The following is a 17,359-nucleotide window of genomic DNA, read 5'->3' as shown; positions in this document are numbered from 1 at the left end:
CCGCTTGAATGGCAGGGCGGCTAACGCCGCGATGACCACGAAATGGGGGCGCTCAGAGCTTTTCCATAGTGCACAACAACGGATGCTGATGAGCACGTGAATATTCGTTCACCTGGGTCACCTTGGTCTCGGCCACCTCCCTCGTGAAGACCCCGCACACACCCTTGCCACGGGTATGGACGTGAAGCATCACCTGCACCGCGCGTTCCTGATCCAGGCCGAAGAAGCTGCGCAGGACCTCCACCACGAAATCCATCGGGGTGAAATCGTCATTGAGGAGAACCACCTGGAACAACGGCGGTCGCGCCACCTCCGGGCGTGAGGTTTCCAGCGCCAAGCCGTGTCCGGTGCCCTGCTCGTGTTCGGGTTCGTGCGCCATGAGTTCCGTAGTCTCGATCTTGTGGGTGAGTATACCGCCCGGCCCGCGGGAGAAAGCCCGCAGCTCGGACTATCACTTTCAGGTGATGGCACTAGGTGATGGCACAATGGTCCTTTTCCAGTGCCGGTCCCGGCGCCATATCACGCCCATGAACGACACCCTGGCCCCTTCCCGCTCCCCCTCCGTCTGGTGCCCCCGCGTCACCGTGGCCTGTATCGTCGCGGCGGACGGGCGCTATCTGATGGTGGAGGAAGAAATCGGCGGACGCCTCGCCTACAACCAGCCAGCCGGCCATCTGGACGATGGTGAAAGCCTGGCTAGCGCTGCCGCGCGCGAAACGCTGGAGGAAACTGGCTGGACGGTCGAGCTCGACTGCCTGGTGGGCGTGCACCAGTGGCGCAGCACCGAGCATGGCGAAAGCGTATTGCGCTTCAGTTTCGCCGCACGCGCCATGCGGCACGATCCCGACCGCCCGCTCGACGCCGGCATCCGCCGCGCCCTGTGGCTGACCCGCGCCGAGATCGCCGCGCTTGGCGATCGCCTGCGCAGCCCACTGGTCCTCCACAGCATCGACGCCTGGCTGGCCGGTCAGCGCATGCCGTTGTCCATGCTGGGCAGCCTGCTGCCCGAGGACCGCTACCCGTGAAAGTGATGCTGGGCATTTCCGGCGGCGTCGATTCCTCAGTCGCCGCACTGCTTCTGCAGCAGGCTGGCCACGACGTCGAAGGCCTGTTCATGCAGAACTGGGAGGAAGACGACCGCAACGGTCCCTGCACCGCGGACGCCGACCGCAAGGACGCCGTGGCCGTGTGCGGCCGCCTGGGCATCCCGTTCCACGCGCGCAATTTCGCCGCGGAGTACTGGGACGGCGTGTTCGAGCACTTCCTCGCCGAATATCGCGCAGGCCGCACACCCAACCCGGACGTGCTGTGCAATCGCGAGATCAAGTTCAAGACCTTCCTCGACGAAGCTCGCGCGCTCGGCGCGGAGAAGATCGCTACCGGCCACTACGCGCGGGTGGACGAGCATGACGGCCGCTACCGGTTGCTGCGCGCGATCGACACATCCAAGGACCAGACCTATTTCCTCCACGCGCTGGGCCAGCGCCAGCTCGCCGCCACCCTCTTCCCTGTCGGCGAAATCCAGAAGTCCGAAGTCCGGCGCATGGCACAAGAGGCCGCGTTGCCGACCCACGCCAAGAAGGACTCCACCGGCATCTGCTTCATCGGCGAGCGCGATTTCCGCGAGTTCCTGAGCCAGTACATCCCCGCCCGTCCCGGAGAGATGCGCACACCCGACGGCATGCGGCTGGGCGAGCACCAGGGTGTCATGTATTACACGCTGGGCCAGCGCAACGGCCTGGGCATCGGCGGACGCCAGGGCGCCAGCGGCGAGGCCTGGTATGTGGTTGGCAAGGACGTGCACGCCAATGTGCTGTACGTAGCGCAGGGCGGCGAGAATCACTGGCTGTATTCCCGCCTGTTACGCGCCGAGACACCGACCTGGGTGGCCGGCGAAGCGCCTGCGCGCGAGTTCCGCTGCACCGCCAAGACGCGCTACCGCCAGTACGACCAGCACTGTACCGTGTGCATCGAAGCCGATGGCCTGGAAGTGCGCTTCGACGAACCTCAGCGCGCGGTCACACCCGGCCAGTCCGTCGTCTTCTACGATGGCGAAACCTGCCTCGGCGGCGCCGTGATCGCCTGCACCGACGCCCCTTACGGCGGCTGGACCGCCGCCACCATCCCCGAAGAGTCCGTACAACGTGTTTGAAGCCTATGCCATGAATGAGGAGCGCGTGCTCGCTCTCGCTGGCCTGTTCCAGGCCACCGCACTCGCCCAGCAGCTGGCCAACGACGGCCGCTGCGACGAAAGCGCGTTCGAGTCCAGCCTGAGCAGCGTGTTCCGCATCGACGCCCCTTCGGTGGTGAGCGTCTACGGCAATGTCGGCGGTGTGCGCCTGGGCTTGCGCCAGCTGATTTCGCAGCTGGACGACACCGGCCGCGACATGGCCGTCACCCGCATGGCCGTCACCGTGATGCGCCTGGAACGCAGCCTGTCGCGCCAGCGCCATCTGCTGGATGACCTGCACAAAGGCATCCTCCAGGCGCAGCGCCAGGTCGAACACTTCGGCCAGGATTCCCCGCAGGTGATCAAGCGGCTCGCTTCCCTGTATGCCTCCACGCTTTCCACGCTCAAGCCGCGCGTGATGGTGACCGGCAACCCGCAGCAGCTGCAGCAGCCCAATGTGGTGGAGAAGGTACGTGCGAGCCTGCTCGCCGCGGTGCGCTCGGCCGTGCTGTGGCGCCAGATCGGCGGGCGGCAGTGGCAGTTGCTGCTCTACCGGCGCCAGTGCAGCATGCTGGCGCGCGGGCTGCTCACCGGCGTCACGCTCGACAACGGCTGAACAAGGGTTCCAGCGGCTGACCTCCGCCGCTCAGCGAGCGTCCGCGACCTTCAGTCCCGGACGCTGTTTCGCCACTTTGCGCAAGAGCTCGGCGAACGCCTTCAGATCGGCATGCCAAGGCGATGCCTCACGCCAGTACAGGGCGATTTCGCGCCCCGGCGCCTGCCCCTTGAACCTCGCCAGCGCGATATCTGGCATCGAAGCCAGGCGTTCGTGCGCCAGCGCAGGCACCAGGGCATAGCCGCCGCGCAGCCCCACCAGGGCTGCCAGGCTTTCCAGGCTCACGTCCTGCACGTGGCCGCCGCCGAGAACGCCATCCGCGTGGCTTTCGGCCATCAATGTGGCATCGGCGGCATCCAGTTGATCCAGCGTGACGCTGCGGCGGCCGGCCAGAGGATGATCCGCGCGCAGCATGACCTCCCACGGCTCGAAGAACAGCGCACGCACCGCGACGCCGCTCACGGGCGGCGCCGGCGGCGCCAGCACCGCATCCAGCTCGCCCTCCTGCAAGCGCCGCAGCAGGCCGCGCGGCTTGCCTTCGGAAAGGCTCAGGCGGGCACCCGGGAAATGCTGGGGAAAGGGCGCGATCAGATGAGGCAGCAGGTACGGCCCCAGTGTGGCGAGCACGCCCAGCCGCAGCTCCCCGCCGAACGCGGTCTCGCCGGCACGCGCCGCCTGCTGCAGATGCTCGGCCGCCAGCAGCACCGCATCGATCTGCTCCAGCAGGCGTTGCCCGCCTGCCGTAGGCACCACGCGCCGACCGCCGCGCTCGAACAGCGGCGTACCCAGCGCCTGCTCGACCTTCTGCACCTGATGCGAAAGGCCCGAGGGGCTGATGTGCATCGCGCGCGCGGCGCTGTTGAAGCTGCCATGGCGCCGCACCGCCTGCACCAGCGTCAGGTCACGCAGCGAGACGACCGATAGGTGGGTGGAAATCATCTGCAGCCTGCGCCTCGTCGCCCTGCCCCGGCATCGAGGCGGCGCAAAGCATAAACGACGAAGCCCGGCACAGGGCCGGGCTTCGCATTACCTGCCTGGGGAAGCTCAGGCCGTGACCGTGTCCGCGACGTCCTTGAAGTCGGCGATCTGGTCGAAGTTCATGTAGCGGTAGATCTTCTCCCCATTGGCGTTGATCACGCCGATGTCCGCCATGTACTCCTCCTTGGTCGGGATACGGCCCAGGCGCGAGCAGATCGCCGCCAGCTCCGCCGAGCCGAGGTACACGTTGGTGTTCTTGCCCAGGCGGTTGGGGAAGTTGCGGGTGCTGGTGGACATCACCGTGGCCCCTTCGCGCACCTGCGCCTGGTTGCCCATGCACAGCGAGCAACCCGGCATTTCCATGCGCGCGCCAGCCGTGCCGAGCACGCCGTAGTGGCCTTCCTCGGTCAGCTGCTGCTGGTCCATCTTGGTCGGCGGAGCCACCCACAGGCGGGTCGGGATGTCGCGCTTGCCTTCCAGCAGCTTCGACGCCGCGCGGAAGTGACCGATGTTGGTCATGCACGAACCGATGAACACCTCGTCGATCTTGGCGCCGGCCACATCGGACAGGGACTTCACGTCGTCCGGATCGTTCGGGCAGGCCACGATGGGCTCGTGCACGTCGGCCAGGTCGATGTCGATGACCGCGGCGTACTCGGCGTCCGCATCCGGCTCCAGCAGTTGCGGGTTGGCCAGCCACTCCTCCATCTTCTTGATGCGGCGGGCCAGTGAGCGGGCGTCCTGGTAACCCTGGGCGATCATGTACTTCAGCAGCGTGATGTTGCTGTTGAGGTATTCGATGATCGGCGCCTTGTCCAGGCGCACGGTGCAGCCGGCGGCCGAACGCTCGGCCGAGGCGTCGGACAGCTCGAAGGCCTGTTCCACCTTGAGGTTCGGCAGGCCTTCGATCTCCAGGATGCGGCCGGAGAAGATGTTCTTCTTGCCCTGCTTGGCGACCGTCAGCAGGCCTTGCTTGATGGCGTACAGCGGAATGGCGTTGACCAGGTCGCGCAGCGTGACGCCCGGCTGCAGCTCGCCCTTGAAGCGCACCAGCACCGACTCGGGCATGTCCAGCGGCATCACGCCGGTGGCGGCCGCGAAGGCCACCAGGCCGGAGCCGGCCGGGAACGAAATGCCGATCGGGAAACGGGTGTGGCTGTCACCGCCGGTGCCCACGGTGTCGGGCAGCAGCATGCGGTTGAGCCAGGAGTGGATCACGCCGTCGCCCGGGCGCAGCGAGATGCCGCCGCGGGTGGAGATGAAGGCGGGCAGCTCGTGGTGGGTCTTCACGTCCACCGGCTTCGGGTAGGCGGCGGTGTGGCAGAACGACTGCATCACCAGATCGGCCGAGAAGCCCAGGCAAGCCAAGTCCTTCAGCTCGTCGCGGGTCATCGGGCCGGTGGTGTCCTGCGAACCCACCGAGGTCATCTTCGGCTCGCAGTAGGTGCCTGGACGCACGCCGTGGCCCTCGGCCAGACCGCAGGCGCGGCCGACCATCTTCTGCGCCAGGGTGAAGCCCTTGCCGGTATCGGCCGGGTTCTGCGGCAAGCGGAATAGTGCGGACGGGGCCAGCCCCAGCGCCTCGCGCGCCTTGGCGGTGAGGCCGCGGCCGATGATCAGCGGAATACGGCCGCCGGCGCGCACTTCGTCGAACAGCACGTCGGACTTCACCTGGAACTCGGCGATCACTTCGCCGTTCTTCAGCGCCTTGCCCTCATAGGGACGCAGTTCGACCACGTCGCCCATCTCCATCTTGGAGACGTCCAGTTCGATCGGCAGCGCGCCGGCATCTTCCATCGTGTTGTAGAAGATCGGGGCGATCTTGCCGCCCAGGCACACGCCGCCGAAGCGCTTGTTCGGGATGAACGGGATGTCCTCGCCCGTCCACCACAGCACCGAGTTGGTGGCGGACTTGCGGCTGGAACCGGTACCCACCACGTCGCCGACATAAGCGACCAGGTGCCCCTGCTTGGCCAAGTCCTGGATCTGCTGGATCGGGCCGCGCTTGCCGTCTTCCTCCGGCTGGAACGGCGCGCCTTCGCGCTTGTTCTTCAGCATCGCCAGCGCGTGCAGCGGGATGTCCGGTCGGGTGGTGGCGTCGGGGGCCGGCGACAGGTCGTCGGTGTTGGTCTCGCCCGGCACCTTGAACACGGTGATGGTCAGGCTCTCGGGCACCTGCGGGCGGCTGGTGAACCACTCCGCGTCGGCCCAGCTCTGCAGCACCGACCTGGCATTCGCGTTGCCCTTGTCCGCCTTGTCCTTGACGTCGTGGAAGGCGTCGAACATCAGCAGGGTCTTCTTCAGCGCCTCGGCGGCGATGCCACCCACCTGCGCATCGTCCAGCAGCTCGATCAGCGGATGGATGTTGTAGCCGCCCAGCATGGTGCCGAGCAGTTCGGTCGCCTTCTCACGGGTGATCAGCGGGCACTTCTCGGTGCCGAACGCCACGGCGGCGAGATACGACGCCTTGACCTTGGCCGCATCGTCCACGCCGGCCGGCACACGGTTCGCGATCAGGTCGACCAGGAAGGCCTCTTCGCCAGCGGGCGGGTTCTTCAGCAGCTCGATCAGGTCGGCCGTCTGCTGGGCCGTCAGCGGCAGCGGCGGAATACCCAGGGCGGCGCGCTCGGCGACGTGTTGGCGATAGGCGTTGAGCATGTGGTTCTCGTCCGTTGAATGGCGGGAGGCGGACCGCCGGCGCACAAGACGGGACGGCCGCGGCAGAACGAGGCCAGGTCCGGGCGAAGAGCTGCGAAGCCAGTCCCCAAGCCGTTTCCGGGCGTCATTTCAGCCGCATATTTTGCCAGCCGTGCAGCATGCGCCGCAACGCAAGACGTTGTTTCCGCCAGCGTTCGATATCTTGCAAGGCCGAGCACGCGAAATAGCCGGATGGGTAACTTGCGCGTAGCGCCTTTTGCCTCAAACTGCCCAGAATCGGTGGAGCGGAATCCTGCGTTTGCGCCCTCGCTCACACCCGCTGCTCTAGGATCCCCCGGCCACGCCCCCGTGCGCCGCAGACTCAAGCAACAGGAGCTATTCCCATGCTGGATTCATTCGCCACCCGCGACACCCTCAAGGTCAACGGCAGCTCGTACCAGATCGCCAGCCTCGCCAAGCTCGGCCAGCGCTTCGATATCAGGCACCTGCCCTATTCGATGAAGATCCTGCTGGAGAACCTGTTGCGCCACGAAGACGGCGTCAACGTCACCGCCAAGGAGATCGAGGCGGTCGCGCGCTGGAACCCGAAAGCCGAGCCGGATACCGAAATCGCCTTCATGCCCGCCCGCGTGGTGCTGCAGGATTTCACCGGCGTGCCCTGCGTGGTGGACCTGGCCGCCATGCGCGACGCGGTGGTCAAGCTCGGCGGCGACGCCAAGCAGATCAATCCGCTGGCGCCGGCCGAACTGGTGATCGACCACTCGGTGCAGGTGGACGTCTACGGCTCGGAATCCGCGCTGGAGAAGAACGTGGAGATCGAGTTCCAGCGCAACCAGGAGCGCTATGCATTCCTGCGCTGGGGCCAGAAGGCCTTCGACAACTTCAAGGTCGTGCCCCCGCGCACGGGCATCGTGCACCAGGTGAACCTCGAGCATCTGGCTCGTGTGGTGTTCACCGCCGAGAAGGATGGCCAGTCGTGGGCCTATCCGGACACCGTCTTCGGCACCGACTCGCACACCACCATGATCAATGGCGTGGGCGTCCTGGGCTGGGGCGTGGGCGGCATCGAGGCCGAGGCAGCCATGCTGGGCCAGCCGTCGTCGATGCTGATTCCGCAGGTAGTGGGCTTCAAGCTCACCGGCAAGCTTTCCGAGGGCGTCACCGCCACCGACCTGGTGCTCACCGTCACTCAGATGCTGCGCAAGCTCGGCGTCGTGGGCAAGTTCGTGGAGTTCTTCGGCCCGGGCCTCAAGGATCTCGCGCTGGCCGATCGCGCCACGATCGGCAACATGGCGCCCGAATACGGCGCTACCTGCGGCATCTTCCCGATCGATCAGGAAGCACTGAACTACCTGCGCCTGTCCGGCCGCAGCGAAGCGCAGATCGAACTGGTGAAAGCCTATGCGCAGGCGCAGGGCCTGTGGCACGACGAGAACACCCCGCACGCGCAGTTCACCACCACGCTGGAACTGGACCTGGGCGATGTGCGCCCGTCCCTCGCCGGCCCGAAGCGCCCGCAGGACCGCGTGCTGCTGCCGGACGTGAAGAAGAGCTTCCACGACGCGCTCGGCCCGCTCACCGCCAACCGCCGTCCTCGCGATGGAGAAACCTCCAGCTTCATCAATGAAGGCGGGTCCGCCGCGATCGGCAACCCCGCCAATGCCGTCTCCGAGAGCGGTGTGCTGGTGGAGAAGGACGGGCAGAACTTCCGCCTGTCCGATGGCGCCGTGGTGATCGCGGCGATCACCTCCTGCACCAATACGTCGAACCCCGCCGTGATGCTCGGCGCCGGCCTGCTCGCCAAGAAGGCGGCCGCCAAGGGCCTCAAGGCGCAGCCATGGGTGAAGACCTCGATCGGCCCCGGCTCCAAGGTGGTCACCGACTATCTGGAAAAGACCGGGCTGCTGAAGGAGCTGGAGAAGGTCGGCTTCTACATCGTCGGCTACGGCTGCACGACTTGCATCGGTAATTCCGGGCCGCTGCCGATGGAGATCAGCAAGGGCATCGCCGAGGGCGACCTGGCGGTGGCCTCCGTGCTGTCCGGCAACCGCAACTTCGAGGGCCGCGTGCATCCCGAGGTGAAGATGAACTACCTCGCGTCGCCGCCGCTGGTGGTCGCCTATGCGCTGGCCGGTTCGCTGGGCATCGACCTGAGCAAGGACCCGCTCGGCACCGGCAGCGACGGCAAGCCGGTCTATCTGCAGGATATCTGGCCGAGCAACCAGGAGATCTCCGACACCATCGCCGGCGCGATCAACCCGGCCATGTTCGAGAAGAGCTACGCCGACGTGTTCAAGGGCGATGACCGCTGGAATCACATCGCCTCGCCCGACGGCTCGGTATACCAGTGGGGCGACTCCACCTACATCAAGAACCCGCCCTACTTCGACGGGATGACGCGTGACGTCGGCAAGGTGGAAGACATCCACGGCGCCCGCGTACTCGGCCTGTTCGGCGATTCGATCACCACCGATCACATCTCGCCGGCCGGCTCGATCAAGAAGGACAGCCCGGCGGGTCGCTTCCTCATCAGCAAGGGCGTCGAGCCGAAGGACTTCAATTCCTACGGCTCGCGCCGCGGCAATGACGACGTGATGGTGCGCGGCACCTTCGCCAATATCCGCATCAAGAACCTGATGCTCGACGGCGTCGAAGGCGGCTACACGCTGTACGTGCCCAGCGGCGAGCAGATGGCGATCTACGACGCGGCCATGAAGTACAAGGCCGACAAGACGCCGCTGGTGGTGCTGGCCGGCAAGGAATACGGCACCGGCTCTTCGCGCGACTGGGCGGCCAAGGGCACGCTACTGCTGGGGGTCAAGGCAGTGATCGCCGAAAGCTTCGAGCGCATCCATCGCTCCAATCTGGTGGGCATGGGCGTGCTGCCCTGCCAGTTCGAAGACGGCCAGAACGCGCAATCGCTGGGCCTGACCGGCAAGGAAACTTTCGACATTACCGGGCTGCGCGACGGCGAGTCGAAGGAAGCGAAGGTCACCGCCACCGCGCCCGACGGCAGCAGGAAGGAATTCACCGTGAAGGTGCTGCTGCTCACGCCGAAGGAGCGCGAGTTCTTCCGCCACGGCGGCATCCTGCAGTACGTGCTGCGCCAGCTGGCCGGCAGGAAGGCGGGTTGATCGTAGCGCGATGTCAGACGAGAACGCCGCCCTCGGGCGGCGTTCTTCTTTCCGACGCTAGAGCTGGCGTTCCCAGCTCGCCGTATAGCAGCGCCACTCACGCCCTTCCCTGCGCCAGCCCGTTTCCACCTTGAACATCCCCAGTTCCGCCGGAAACAGCTTGCCGCCGCTGCTCAGCGTGACCGTGAAGCGCGCCACATAGCGATCGCCGCGCCGCTCCACATCGATCGGGCCCGTCACCGCATGCACGGTTTCCCCACGGAACCGGGCCAGGCGCAGCAGATTGCCGAGGTCCTTCCGGCCCATCGCGCCGCCGTTGCCGTCGAAGTCTTCGCTCAACACGTCGGTCAGCCCGCCGGCATCTACCTGCGTCGCGGAGGTCCGTGCGGACTCGATGGACTGGCGGATGCGCACCTCGTCAGGCGCGCGGCGGCAACCGGCGAGGCATAGCGCCAGCACGGAGAAAAACACGGCGAAAACAAGCTTGCGCATTGGCCTGGATACCCCCGAAATCCCGCTGCGGCGCGGCTTGCCGCTGTACGCGGGCGTATGCTCCAATGCCGCGTCACCATGATGCCTCAGGGCGCGCGACGGCGACGACGGCATTCGATACAGGAGCAGGGAACAAACATGAGCAACGAGCGTCCGTGGCTGGCCCACTACCCGGAAGGCGTACCCGCGCAGATCGACCTCAATGCCTACGCCTCCGTCGCCGCGGTGCTGGAGGAAGCCTTTGCGAAGTTCCGCGACCGCCCCGCGTTTCACAGCTTCGGCAAGGAGCTCAGCTACGGGCAGATCGATGAGCTGAGCGCGCAGTTCGCCGGCTACCTCACCGGCACGCTCAAACTTTCCAAGGGCGATCGCATCGCGATCATGATGCCCAACGTGCTGCAGTACCCCATCGCGCTGTTTGGTGCATTGCGCGCCGGGCTGGTCGTGGTCAACACCAACCCGATGTACACCGCGCGCGAACTGAAACATCAGCTGGAAGACTCCGGCGCCAAGGCGATCGTGGTGCTGGACAACTTCGCCGCGACGCTGCAACAGGTCGTGGCCGAGACCGAGGTGGAACACGTCGTCACTACCGGCATCGGCGACCTGCTCGGCCTCAAGGGTGCGGTGATCAATTTCGTGCTCAAGCACGTCAAGAAGATGGTGCCGCCGTACCGGATCCCGCATGCGGTACGTTTCCGCGACGCCCTCGCACAGGGTGCCGCGCATCCGATGCCCAAGGTGACGCTCACCCACGCCGACCTCGCCTTCCTTCAGTACACCGGTGGCACCACCGGCGTGGCCAAGGGCGCGATGCTTTCGCACGGCAACATGGTTGCCAACATGCTGCAGGCAGGCGCCTGGATCGGCAGCAACGCCAAGCCGGGCGAAGAGGTGATCATCACGGCGTTGCCGCTGTACCACATCTTCTCGCTGACGGCGAACGGCCTGGTGTTCATGCGCCTGGGCGGGTTGAACTGGCTGATCACCAACCCGCGCGACATGCCCGGCTTCGTCAAGGAGCTCAAGAAATCCCGCTTCACCGCGCTCACCGGCGTCAACACGCTGTTCAATGGCCTGCTCAACACGCCCGGTTTCACCGAGGTCGATTTCTCGCGCCTGCACCTGACCCTTGGCGGCGGCATGGCGGTGCAGCGCGCCGTGGCCGAGCGCTGGAAGAAAGTGACCGGCGTGACGCTGGCCGAAGCCTACGGCCTGACCGAAACCTCGCCGGCCGCCTGCATCAATCCGCTCGACCTCAAGGACTACAACAGCTCCATCGGCCTGCCCATCCCCTCGACCGATGTCGCGATCTGGTCGGAGGAAGGCCAGTCGCTGCCGGTCGGCGAGGTGGGCGAACTGATGGTGAAAGGCCCGCAGGTGATGCAGGGATACTGGAATCGCCCCGACGAGACCGCCAAGGTGCTCGGCCCGGACGGCTGGCTGCATACCGGCGACATCGCCCGCATGGACGAGAACGGCTACTTCTACATCGTCGACCGCAAGAAGGACATGATCCTGGTGTCCGGCTTCAACGTGTATCCGAACGAGGTCGAGGACATCGTGATGACCCATCCGGGCGTGGCCGAAGTGGCCGCCGTGGGTGTGTCCGACGAGCATTCCGGCGAAGTGGTGAAGCTGTTCGTGGTGCGCAAGGATCCGAATCTCACGGTCGAGGCGCTCAAGGAGTTCTGCCGCGCCAACCTCACCGGCTACAAGCGCCCCAAGTACATCGAATTCCGTGATTCGCTGCCCAAGAGCAACGTGGGCAAGATCCTTCGCCGCGAGCTGCGCGACGAGAAGAAGAGCGCCGCTCCCGCGGCCTGAGTACGAATCGCCTGACGTGACGCCCGCACCGGACGGTGCGGGCGCTCCCGAACGGCCGCCGCGACGACATCAGTCGTCGTGCCACGTCTCCAGGATGTCGGCGTAGCCGCCCAGCAGGTTCCACAACGGCACCTGCTTGTCCTCCGGAATGCGCGTGTAGGCGAAGCCGATGTGACGGTCGGACACGCGCGCCACCTGGGCCTCCAGGTGGATATGCAGGTCATGGCCGAAAATCATGTCCAGCATCCAGCTCTGCCCCACCTCTCCCTGCCAACCCAGCGGCCGGCGCAGCAGCGCCCCGGTCGCCGAGATATCCACCAATTCGGTCGGCTGCGACTGGCTGCCACGGCTCATCAGCACGGTGGTCTCGATGCGCATGCGCGCCGGGCGCAGCTGCTCACCGCTGCTGTTGTGCTTGCCGTCGGCTTTGGTCATGCCATCTCCTCCCCATCCCATCCACGGCCGCCACCGTCATGCGGTGCCGTCCACGTTATCCACGGCCGCTGATGAAACAGCCGCGAACGGTTCAATCCCGCTTGTGCGTGCGCAGAATTCCCCCGCGCACCAGACTGCCCGTGCCGAAGCGCAGATTGATCCGGTCCTGCACCTGGTCCGTCGCCGCCCCCTTGGAGCCCATCGCGAACATATCTTCCTGCGGAGGCCGGTCGAACCCTGACAGGCTCACGCCGAGCAAGCGCAGGCGTGGCCTCGACTGCCTCTGCCACCAGATGTTAAGCAAGCGGCGTGCCACTGCGTAAATCTCTGCGACCGACGCACTGGGCGCGCCCAGTGGCGCTTGCCGGGTAGCCGTGATGAAGGGCGGCTCACGCAGTTTCACTGTCACCGTCGCGCCTTCGAGACCGCGGGCACGCGCCCTCGCGGCCACGCGCTCGCATTGGCGCAACAGCCAGGATTCGGCCAGTTCCAACTGCTCCAGGTCTTGGTCGAAGGTGTGCTCGGCACCGATTGACTGCTCCGCCCGCACGGCTTGCACCGGCCGCTCGTCCTCGCCGCGAGCCAGTGTCTGCAACACCGTGGCCTGACGCCCCAGCGCCCGGGTCAGACGCGCCGGGTCACATGCTGCCAATTCACCGATAGTGCGGATGCCCAGCTTATGCAGGGCTTGTTCGGTAACCTGTCCTACCGTCCACAACCGGCCGACCGGGAGCGGAGCCAGACTTTCGGTGGCCTCTTCCGCGCGGATGCGCAGGAGGCCGTCGGGCTTGGAAAGCTCGCTGGCCAGCTTGGCCAGCAGCTTGTTCGGTCCCATGCCGACAGAGGCCGTCAGGCCGGTGCGCTCCCGGATCTCCTGCTTGATGCGCCGGCCGATGCCCGCCATGTCGCCCAGCAGCCGCAGGCTGGCGGACACATCCAGGAAAGCTTCATCCAGCGAAAGCCCCTCCACCTGCGGCGTGATTGCTTCGAACACGGCGAAGACCTGGGCCGAAACCTCCTCGTAGCGCGCGGCCCTCGGCGCCAGGTATACGCCGTCGGGACAGAGATGCCGCGCCTGGGCGGTCGGCATGGCCGAGCGCACGCCGTAGCGCCGGGCCTCGTAGCTGCAGGTCGAAACCACACCGCGCCGCCCGAGACCGGCGACGATCACCGGCTGGCCGAGCAGCTCCGGCCGGTCGAGCTGCTCCACGGACGCGTAGAAGGCGTCCATGTCGACGTGAATGATCGAGCGTTCGGCCATAGGCATGCCGCATCTATTCTGCCGATGGCCCGTTCGCCGCGGTAGCTGCCCTGGCGCATTCGACATACTGGACTTGGCGGGTAGCAGCCGTTAACCTTGATTCCGCGTGGGTCAGAGGGTGCGCCTGCCGAACAAGCCAGCGGCAGCCAGGGCACCCACCCGATGCACTCAGCAGACCTCTTGTCCGTCCGTGACGCAGACCATCACGCGTTTCGGCTTGCCCTTCGCCGTGGATCGCCTCCCGGCTCAAGCGCACAAGGGTCGCTCACGGCCAGCCTGATCGATACCGCCGTCCGCGCGGCTTCGTCATGCAGGTGCCGCGACGGGCGCCAAGCGCGTCCTGGCTAGTCATCGTGCAAGGAGTTTCACGGGTGTTCGACGGCAGGTCTTCACCCGAACGGGGACGTTCCTCGAGCGAATGCCGGTGGAATCCAACAGTTCCGAACGTGAACGCACTGCAAGCCGTCGTGGACGGCCCAACGACATGTATTGATGAGCACTGAGCCAGTCGAGCCTCAGCCGGTGGCAACACCACAGGACGCTTTCGCGTCGGTACCGCAACAGCAGGAAATGCCGCTGGCCATCGTGCGCGGCGAACCGGTGTTGCAGATGCCGCAGGACCTGTACATCCCGCCGGATGCGCTGGAAGTCATCCTGGAAGCGTTCGAGGGCCCGCTGGATCTGCTGCTTTACCTGATCCGCCGGCAGAACCTGGACATCCTGGACATTCCGATTGCCGAGATCACCCGGCAATACATGGAATACATCGACATGATGCGGGACGTGATGCGGCTGGAGCTGGCCGCCGAATACCTGCTGATGGCCGCGATCCTGGCCGAGATCAAGTCGCGGCTGTTGTTGCCTCGCCCACCGGCGGAGGAAGGCATCGAGGAAGACCCGCGCGCCGAGCTGGTGCGCAGGTTGCAGGAGTACGAGCGCTTCAAGAAAGCGGCGGAGGACATCGACACCCTGCCCCGCGTGGAGCGCGACACGGTAGTGGTGCATGCGGACACCGGTGAGCGCACGGTGATCAAGCTCCCGCCGCCGCTGGACCTGAAGGAATTGCTTTTGGCGCTCAAGGACGTGCTGCGCCGCGCCGAACTGTTCGGTCACCACGCGATCAAGCGCGAGGCGCTGAGCGTGCGCCAGCGCATGGGCGATCTGCTGGGCCGGCTCGGCGATGCGAGCTTCCACCGCTTCGAATCGCTGTTCGACGCCGAGGAAGGCCGTCTCGGTGTGGTGGTCACCTTCCTGGCCATGCTGGAGCTGGCCAAGGAAATGCTGGTGGAGATCGTGCAGGAGGAACCGCTCGCGCCGATCTACGTCAGGGCGAAAGCCACCCGAGCCGAAGAAGAATCCGTCGAAGACGAGCCCCAACAGGCCGCCGCCGACTAAGCCGACTAACCGCATCCGCATCCGATCAAGGCCATGCAGATCGAGCAACTGAAGAACATCATCGAGGCAGCCCTGCTCGCCGCCACCCAGCCGCTCACCGTTCAGCAGCTGGGCGAACTTTTCGGCGAGGAAGACGAGGTCGACCGCGAGCAGATCGGCCGCGCGCTGGAAGCGCTGGCCGAGGACTGCGCCGGTCGCGGCGTGGAGCTCAGGGAAGTGGCCTCCGGCTTCCGCTACCAGGTGCGCCAGGAGGTTCATACTTGGATCTCGCGCATGTGGACGGAAAAGCCCAGCCGCTACTCCCGAGCCCTGCTCGAAACGCTCGCCCTGATCGCCTACCGCCAGCCGATCACGCGCCCGGAGATCGAACAGATCCGCGGTGTCGTGGTCTCCTCCAACATCATCAAGACGATGGAAGAGCGCGAGTGGATCCGCGTCGTGGGCTACCGCGACGTCCCGGGCAAACCGGCGCTGTTCGGCACTACGCGTGCCTTCCTCGACTACTTCAATCTCAAGTCGCTGGATGAGCTGCCGCCCTTGTCCGAGATTCGCGACATGGAAGATCCGCAGATGCGCTTCATCGAGGAACTGCCGGTCCGCGTCGCGCGCGACCTGCCGGTGGATCCCGACGCCGAAACGGCCGAATCCGGCGAAACCGCCGCGGAAGGCCAACTGGAGGACAATACCGACGGCGAAGGCGAAGAACCCTTCCATGTCGCCGGCCAGCAGCCCGATGACGTCGAAGTTGCGGAGGTCGCTGCCGTCACCGAACCCGGCGATGCCGCCGCACCGATCAACGAACACGCCGAAGCCGCCGCCGTCGAGGCCGCGTCTTACGAAACCGGCGAGGCCATGCCCGCCGCACCTTCCACCATCACTGCCGTCGAGGCAGAGAACCAGGCGGACGCCGAACCCGGCGACGCCCCGAAAGACACCGAGGAGTACCGCGCATGAATGCGCCGCAGAAATCCGTTTTGACCCTCAAGCGCGACGCGCGCCCCGCCGCCCCCGCCCTCGAAGAGCGCCTGCACAAGGTGCTCGCCAACGCAGGCCTGGGCTCGCGCCGCATGCTCGAACAGCGTATCCAGGCCGGTGAAGTCGAAGTCAACGGCAGCCCCGCCGGCATCGGCGCGAGCGTGCACGCGGGCGACCGCGTGGTGATCGACGGCAAGCAGTTCGTCGTCGCCACCGACAACCGCGACGAAACCGAAGTGCTGGTCTATCACAAGCCCGAGGGCGTGGTGACCACGCGCGAAGATCCCGAAGGCCGTCCCACCGTGTTCGAGCAGTTGCCGCGCCTGAAAGGTGCGCGCTGGGTCGCCGTAGGCCGCCTGGACATCAACACCACCGGCCTGCTCCTGCTCACCACCGACGGCGAACTGGCCAATGCGCTGATGCATCCGCGCAGCGGCCTGGAGCGCGAGTACCTGTGCCGCGTCCATGGTGAGGTGCCCGATGAGATCATCGAGAAACTGAAAGCCGGCGTGGAGCTCGAAGACGGCCCTGCCCGCTTCGACGAGATCGGCGTGATCAGCCGCGGCGGCAGCCATAGCTGGTTCCGCGTGGTGATCCGCGAAGGCCGCAACCGCGAAGTGCGCCGGCTGTGGGATTCCCAGGGCTTCCTGGTGAGCCGCCTCAAGCGCATCCGCTACGGCAGCGTCGAGCTGCCTCGCATGCTGCGCCGCGGCGATTGCGAGGCACTGGACGAGGAAGCCGTGAAGCAGCTGCGCGAGACCAGCGGCCTCGGCGCGCCGCAGCCGGTGCTGACACTCAGCCCGGTCCTGCACCAGCGCCGCGCCACTCGCAACGTCACCGAATACCGCCCGGAGCGCGGTGCCGGCAACGCCTGGAGCGGCTCCTATCACGACGAAGCACGCGAACTGCGCGCATTCGACCGCATCCGCGAGGAGCCGGCGCGCGGCAAGCAGCAGCGCCGCCGTCCCGGCAAGGAAGTGAACGGCAACGTGGCGCGCCCCGAGCGCGCGCCGGCGGCCGGTCGCCGCAAGGGCAAGCGCGGCGTCGCGCCGGGCCAGGAGCTGCCCTCCGTGCGCACCTGGTTCGCCGGCGAGAGCCGTGAAGGCGGCAGCCCGTCCCAGGGCCAGGGCCAGGGTTACGGCGGCGGCAACCGCCGTGGCGGCGGCAAGCGTGGCCCGGCGGGCCAGGCGCAAGGCGGTGGCAATCCCTATGGTGGTTTTGGCGGCGGCGGTAATCGCGGTGGCTTTGGCGGCGGCCAGGGCAAGGGCGGACGTCCGCAGGCGCGTAGCGGCGGCAATCGCCCGGGTGGCCAGGGCGGCGGCAATCGCCCGACCCAGGGTGGCGGCAATCGTCCTGGCAGCGGCGGCCGCCCACACGGTGGCGGCCGTGGCGGTCCGCGTGGTGGCAATCGCTGAGCA

General features: G+C 66.5%; 14 protein-coding genes. 8 read left to right on the top strand and 6 right to left on the bottom strand.

Annotated elements, in window-relative coordinates; all coding sequences use genetic code 11:
• Positions 1–52 precede the first annotated feature (52 nt).
• Entirely contained in the window at positions 53–379 is a 327-nt protein-coding gene (gene clpS / locus ACNR9O_RS06795; protein WP_311838703.1) for an ATP-dependent Clp protease adapter ClpS, read from the bottom strand.
• Between the two features lie 148 nt (positions 380–527).
• Here clpS and ACNR9O_RS06790 point away from each other — a divergent pair, with 148 nt between their 5' ends.
• From ACNR9O_RS06790 to hflD, 3 genes are read left to right on the top strand one after another with little or no spacing between them, the layout of a single operon-like run.
• Positions 528–1,025 (top strand): NUDIX hydrolase, encoded by a 498-nt coding sequence (locus ACNR9O_RS06790; RefSeq protein ID WP_473682007.1) that lies wholly within the window; start codon positions 528–530, stop codon positions 1,023–1,025.
• Between the two features lie 5 nt (positions 1,026–1,030).
• The gene (mnmA, locus tag ACNR9O_RS06785) at positions 1,031–2,152 is read left to right on the top strand and encodes a tRNA 2-thiouridine(34) synthase MnmA (RefSeq protein WP_473688399.1); all 1,122 of its coding nucleotides are present in this window, start codon (positions 1,031–1,033) and stop codon (positions 2,150–2,152) included.
• 10 nt (positions 2,153–2,162) lie between these two features.
• Positions 2,163–2,786 carry a high frequency lysogenization protein HflD gene (hflD, locus tag ACNR9O_RS06780; RefSeq protein WP_473682008.1) on the top strand — a complete coding sequence of 208 codons (624 nt, stop codon included), beginning with the start codon at positions 2,163–2,165 and terminating at the stop codon, positions 2,784–2,786.
• Between the two features lie 30 nt (positions 2,787–2,816).
• Here the strand turns inward: hflD and ACNR9O_RS06775 are convergent, their stop codons facing one another.
• Both ACNR9O_RS06775 and acnB read right to left on the bottom strand, forming a co-directional pair.
• Positions 2,817–3,725, bottom strand: a complete 909-nt coding sequence (locus ACNR9O_RS06775; RefSeq protein WP_473682009.1) for a LysR family transcriptional regulator — start codon at positions 3,723–3,725, stop codon at positions 2,817–2,819.
• Between the two features lie 105 nt (positions 3,726–3,830).
• Positions 3,831–6,422, bottom strand: a complete 2,592-nt coding sequence (gene acnB, locus ACNR9O_RS06770) for a bifunctional aconitate hydratase 2/2-methylisocitrate dehydratase (protein WP_473682010.1) — start codon at positions 6,420–6,422, stop codon at positions 3,831–3,833.
• A gap of 383 nt (positions 6,423–6,805) precedes the next feature.
• Here acnB and acnA point away from each other — a divergent pair, with 383 nt between their 5' ends.
• A complete protein-coding gene (acnA, locus tag ACNR9O_RS06765) occupies positions 6,806–9,556 on the top strand; it encodes an aconitate hydratase AcnA (RefSeq protein ID WP_473700714.1) in 2,751 nt (916 codons plus the stop codon).
• Between the two features lie 57 nt (positions 9,557–9,613).
• Here acnA and ACNR9O_RS06760 read toward each other — a convergent pair whose 3' ends face one another.
• Positions 9,614–10,048 (bottom strand): hypothetical protein, encoded by a 435-nt coding sequence (locus ACNR9O_RS06760; protein WP_473682011.1) that lies wholly within the window; start codon positions 10,046–10,048, stop codon positions 9,614–9,616.
• A gap of 138 nt (positions 10,049–10,186) precedes the next feature.
• On the opposite strand from ACNR9O_RS06760, the gene ACNR9O_RS06755 reads away from it, so the two are divergent.
• A complete protein-coding gene (locus tag ACNR9O_RS06755; RefSeq protein ID WP_473682012.1) occupies positions 10,187–11,875 on the top strand; it encodes a long-chain-fatty-acid--CoA ligase in 1,689 nt (562 codons plus the stop codon).
• A 69-nt stretch (positions 11,876–11,944) separates the two neighbouring features.
• Here ACNR9O_RS06755 and ACNR9O_RS06750 read toward each other — a convergent pair whose 3' ends face one another.
• Entirely contained in the window at positions 11,945–12,310 is a 366-nt protein-coding gene (locus tag ACNR9O_RS06750; RefSeq protein ID WP_473682013.1) for a PilZ domain-containing protein, read from the bottom strand.
• 91 nt (positions 12,311–12,401) lie between these two features.
• Positions 12,402–13,577 carry a DNA polymerase IV gene (locus tag ACNR9O_RS06745; RefSeq protein ID WP_473682014.1) on the bottom strand — a complete coding sequence of 392 codons (1,176 nt, stop codon included), beginning with the start codon at positions 13,575–13,577 and terminating at the stop codon, positions 12,402–12,404.
• A 486-nt stretch (positions 13,578–14,063) separates the two neighbouring features.
• Between ACNR9O_RS06745 and ACNR9O_RS06740 the strand changes: the two genes are divergently transcribed.
• Genes ACNR9O_RS06740 through ACNR9O_RS06730 form a run of 3 tightly spaced genes read left to right on the top strand, consistent with a single transcriptional unit; the run spans position 14,064 to position 17,356 of the window.
• Positions 14,064–14,966 carry a segregation and condensation protein A gene (locus ACNR9O_RS06740; RefSeq protein ID WP_473682015.1) on the top strand — a complete coding sequence of 301 codons (903 nt, stop codon included), beginning with the start codon at positions 14,064–14,066 and terminating at the stop codon, positions 14,964–14,966.
• 33 nt (positions 14,967–14,999) lie between these two features.
• Positions 15,000–15,920, top strand: a complete 921-nt coding sequence (gene scpB / locus ACNR9O_RS06735) for an SMC-Scp complex subunit ScpB (RefSeq protein ID WP_473682016.1) — start codon at positions 15,000–15,002, stop codon at positions 15,918–15,920.
• Positions 15,917–17,356, top strand: a complete 1,440-nt coding sequence (locus ACNR9O_RS06730; RefSeq protein ID WP_473682017.1) for a pseudouridine synthase — start codon at positions 15,917–15,919, stop codon at positions 17,354–17,356. Before scpB ends, ACNR9O_RS06730 begins: the two co-directional genes overlap by 4 nt.
• Positions 17,357–17,359 lie beyond the last annotated feature (3 nt).

Source organism: Dyella sp. CR10 (assembly GCF_055814425.1).
Note: the sequence above shows the minus strand (reverse complement) of the source record. Positions and strands in the feature narration are given on the sequence as shown.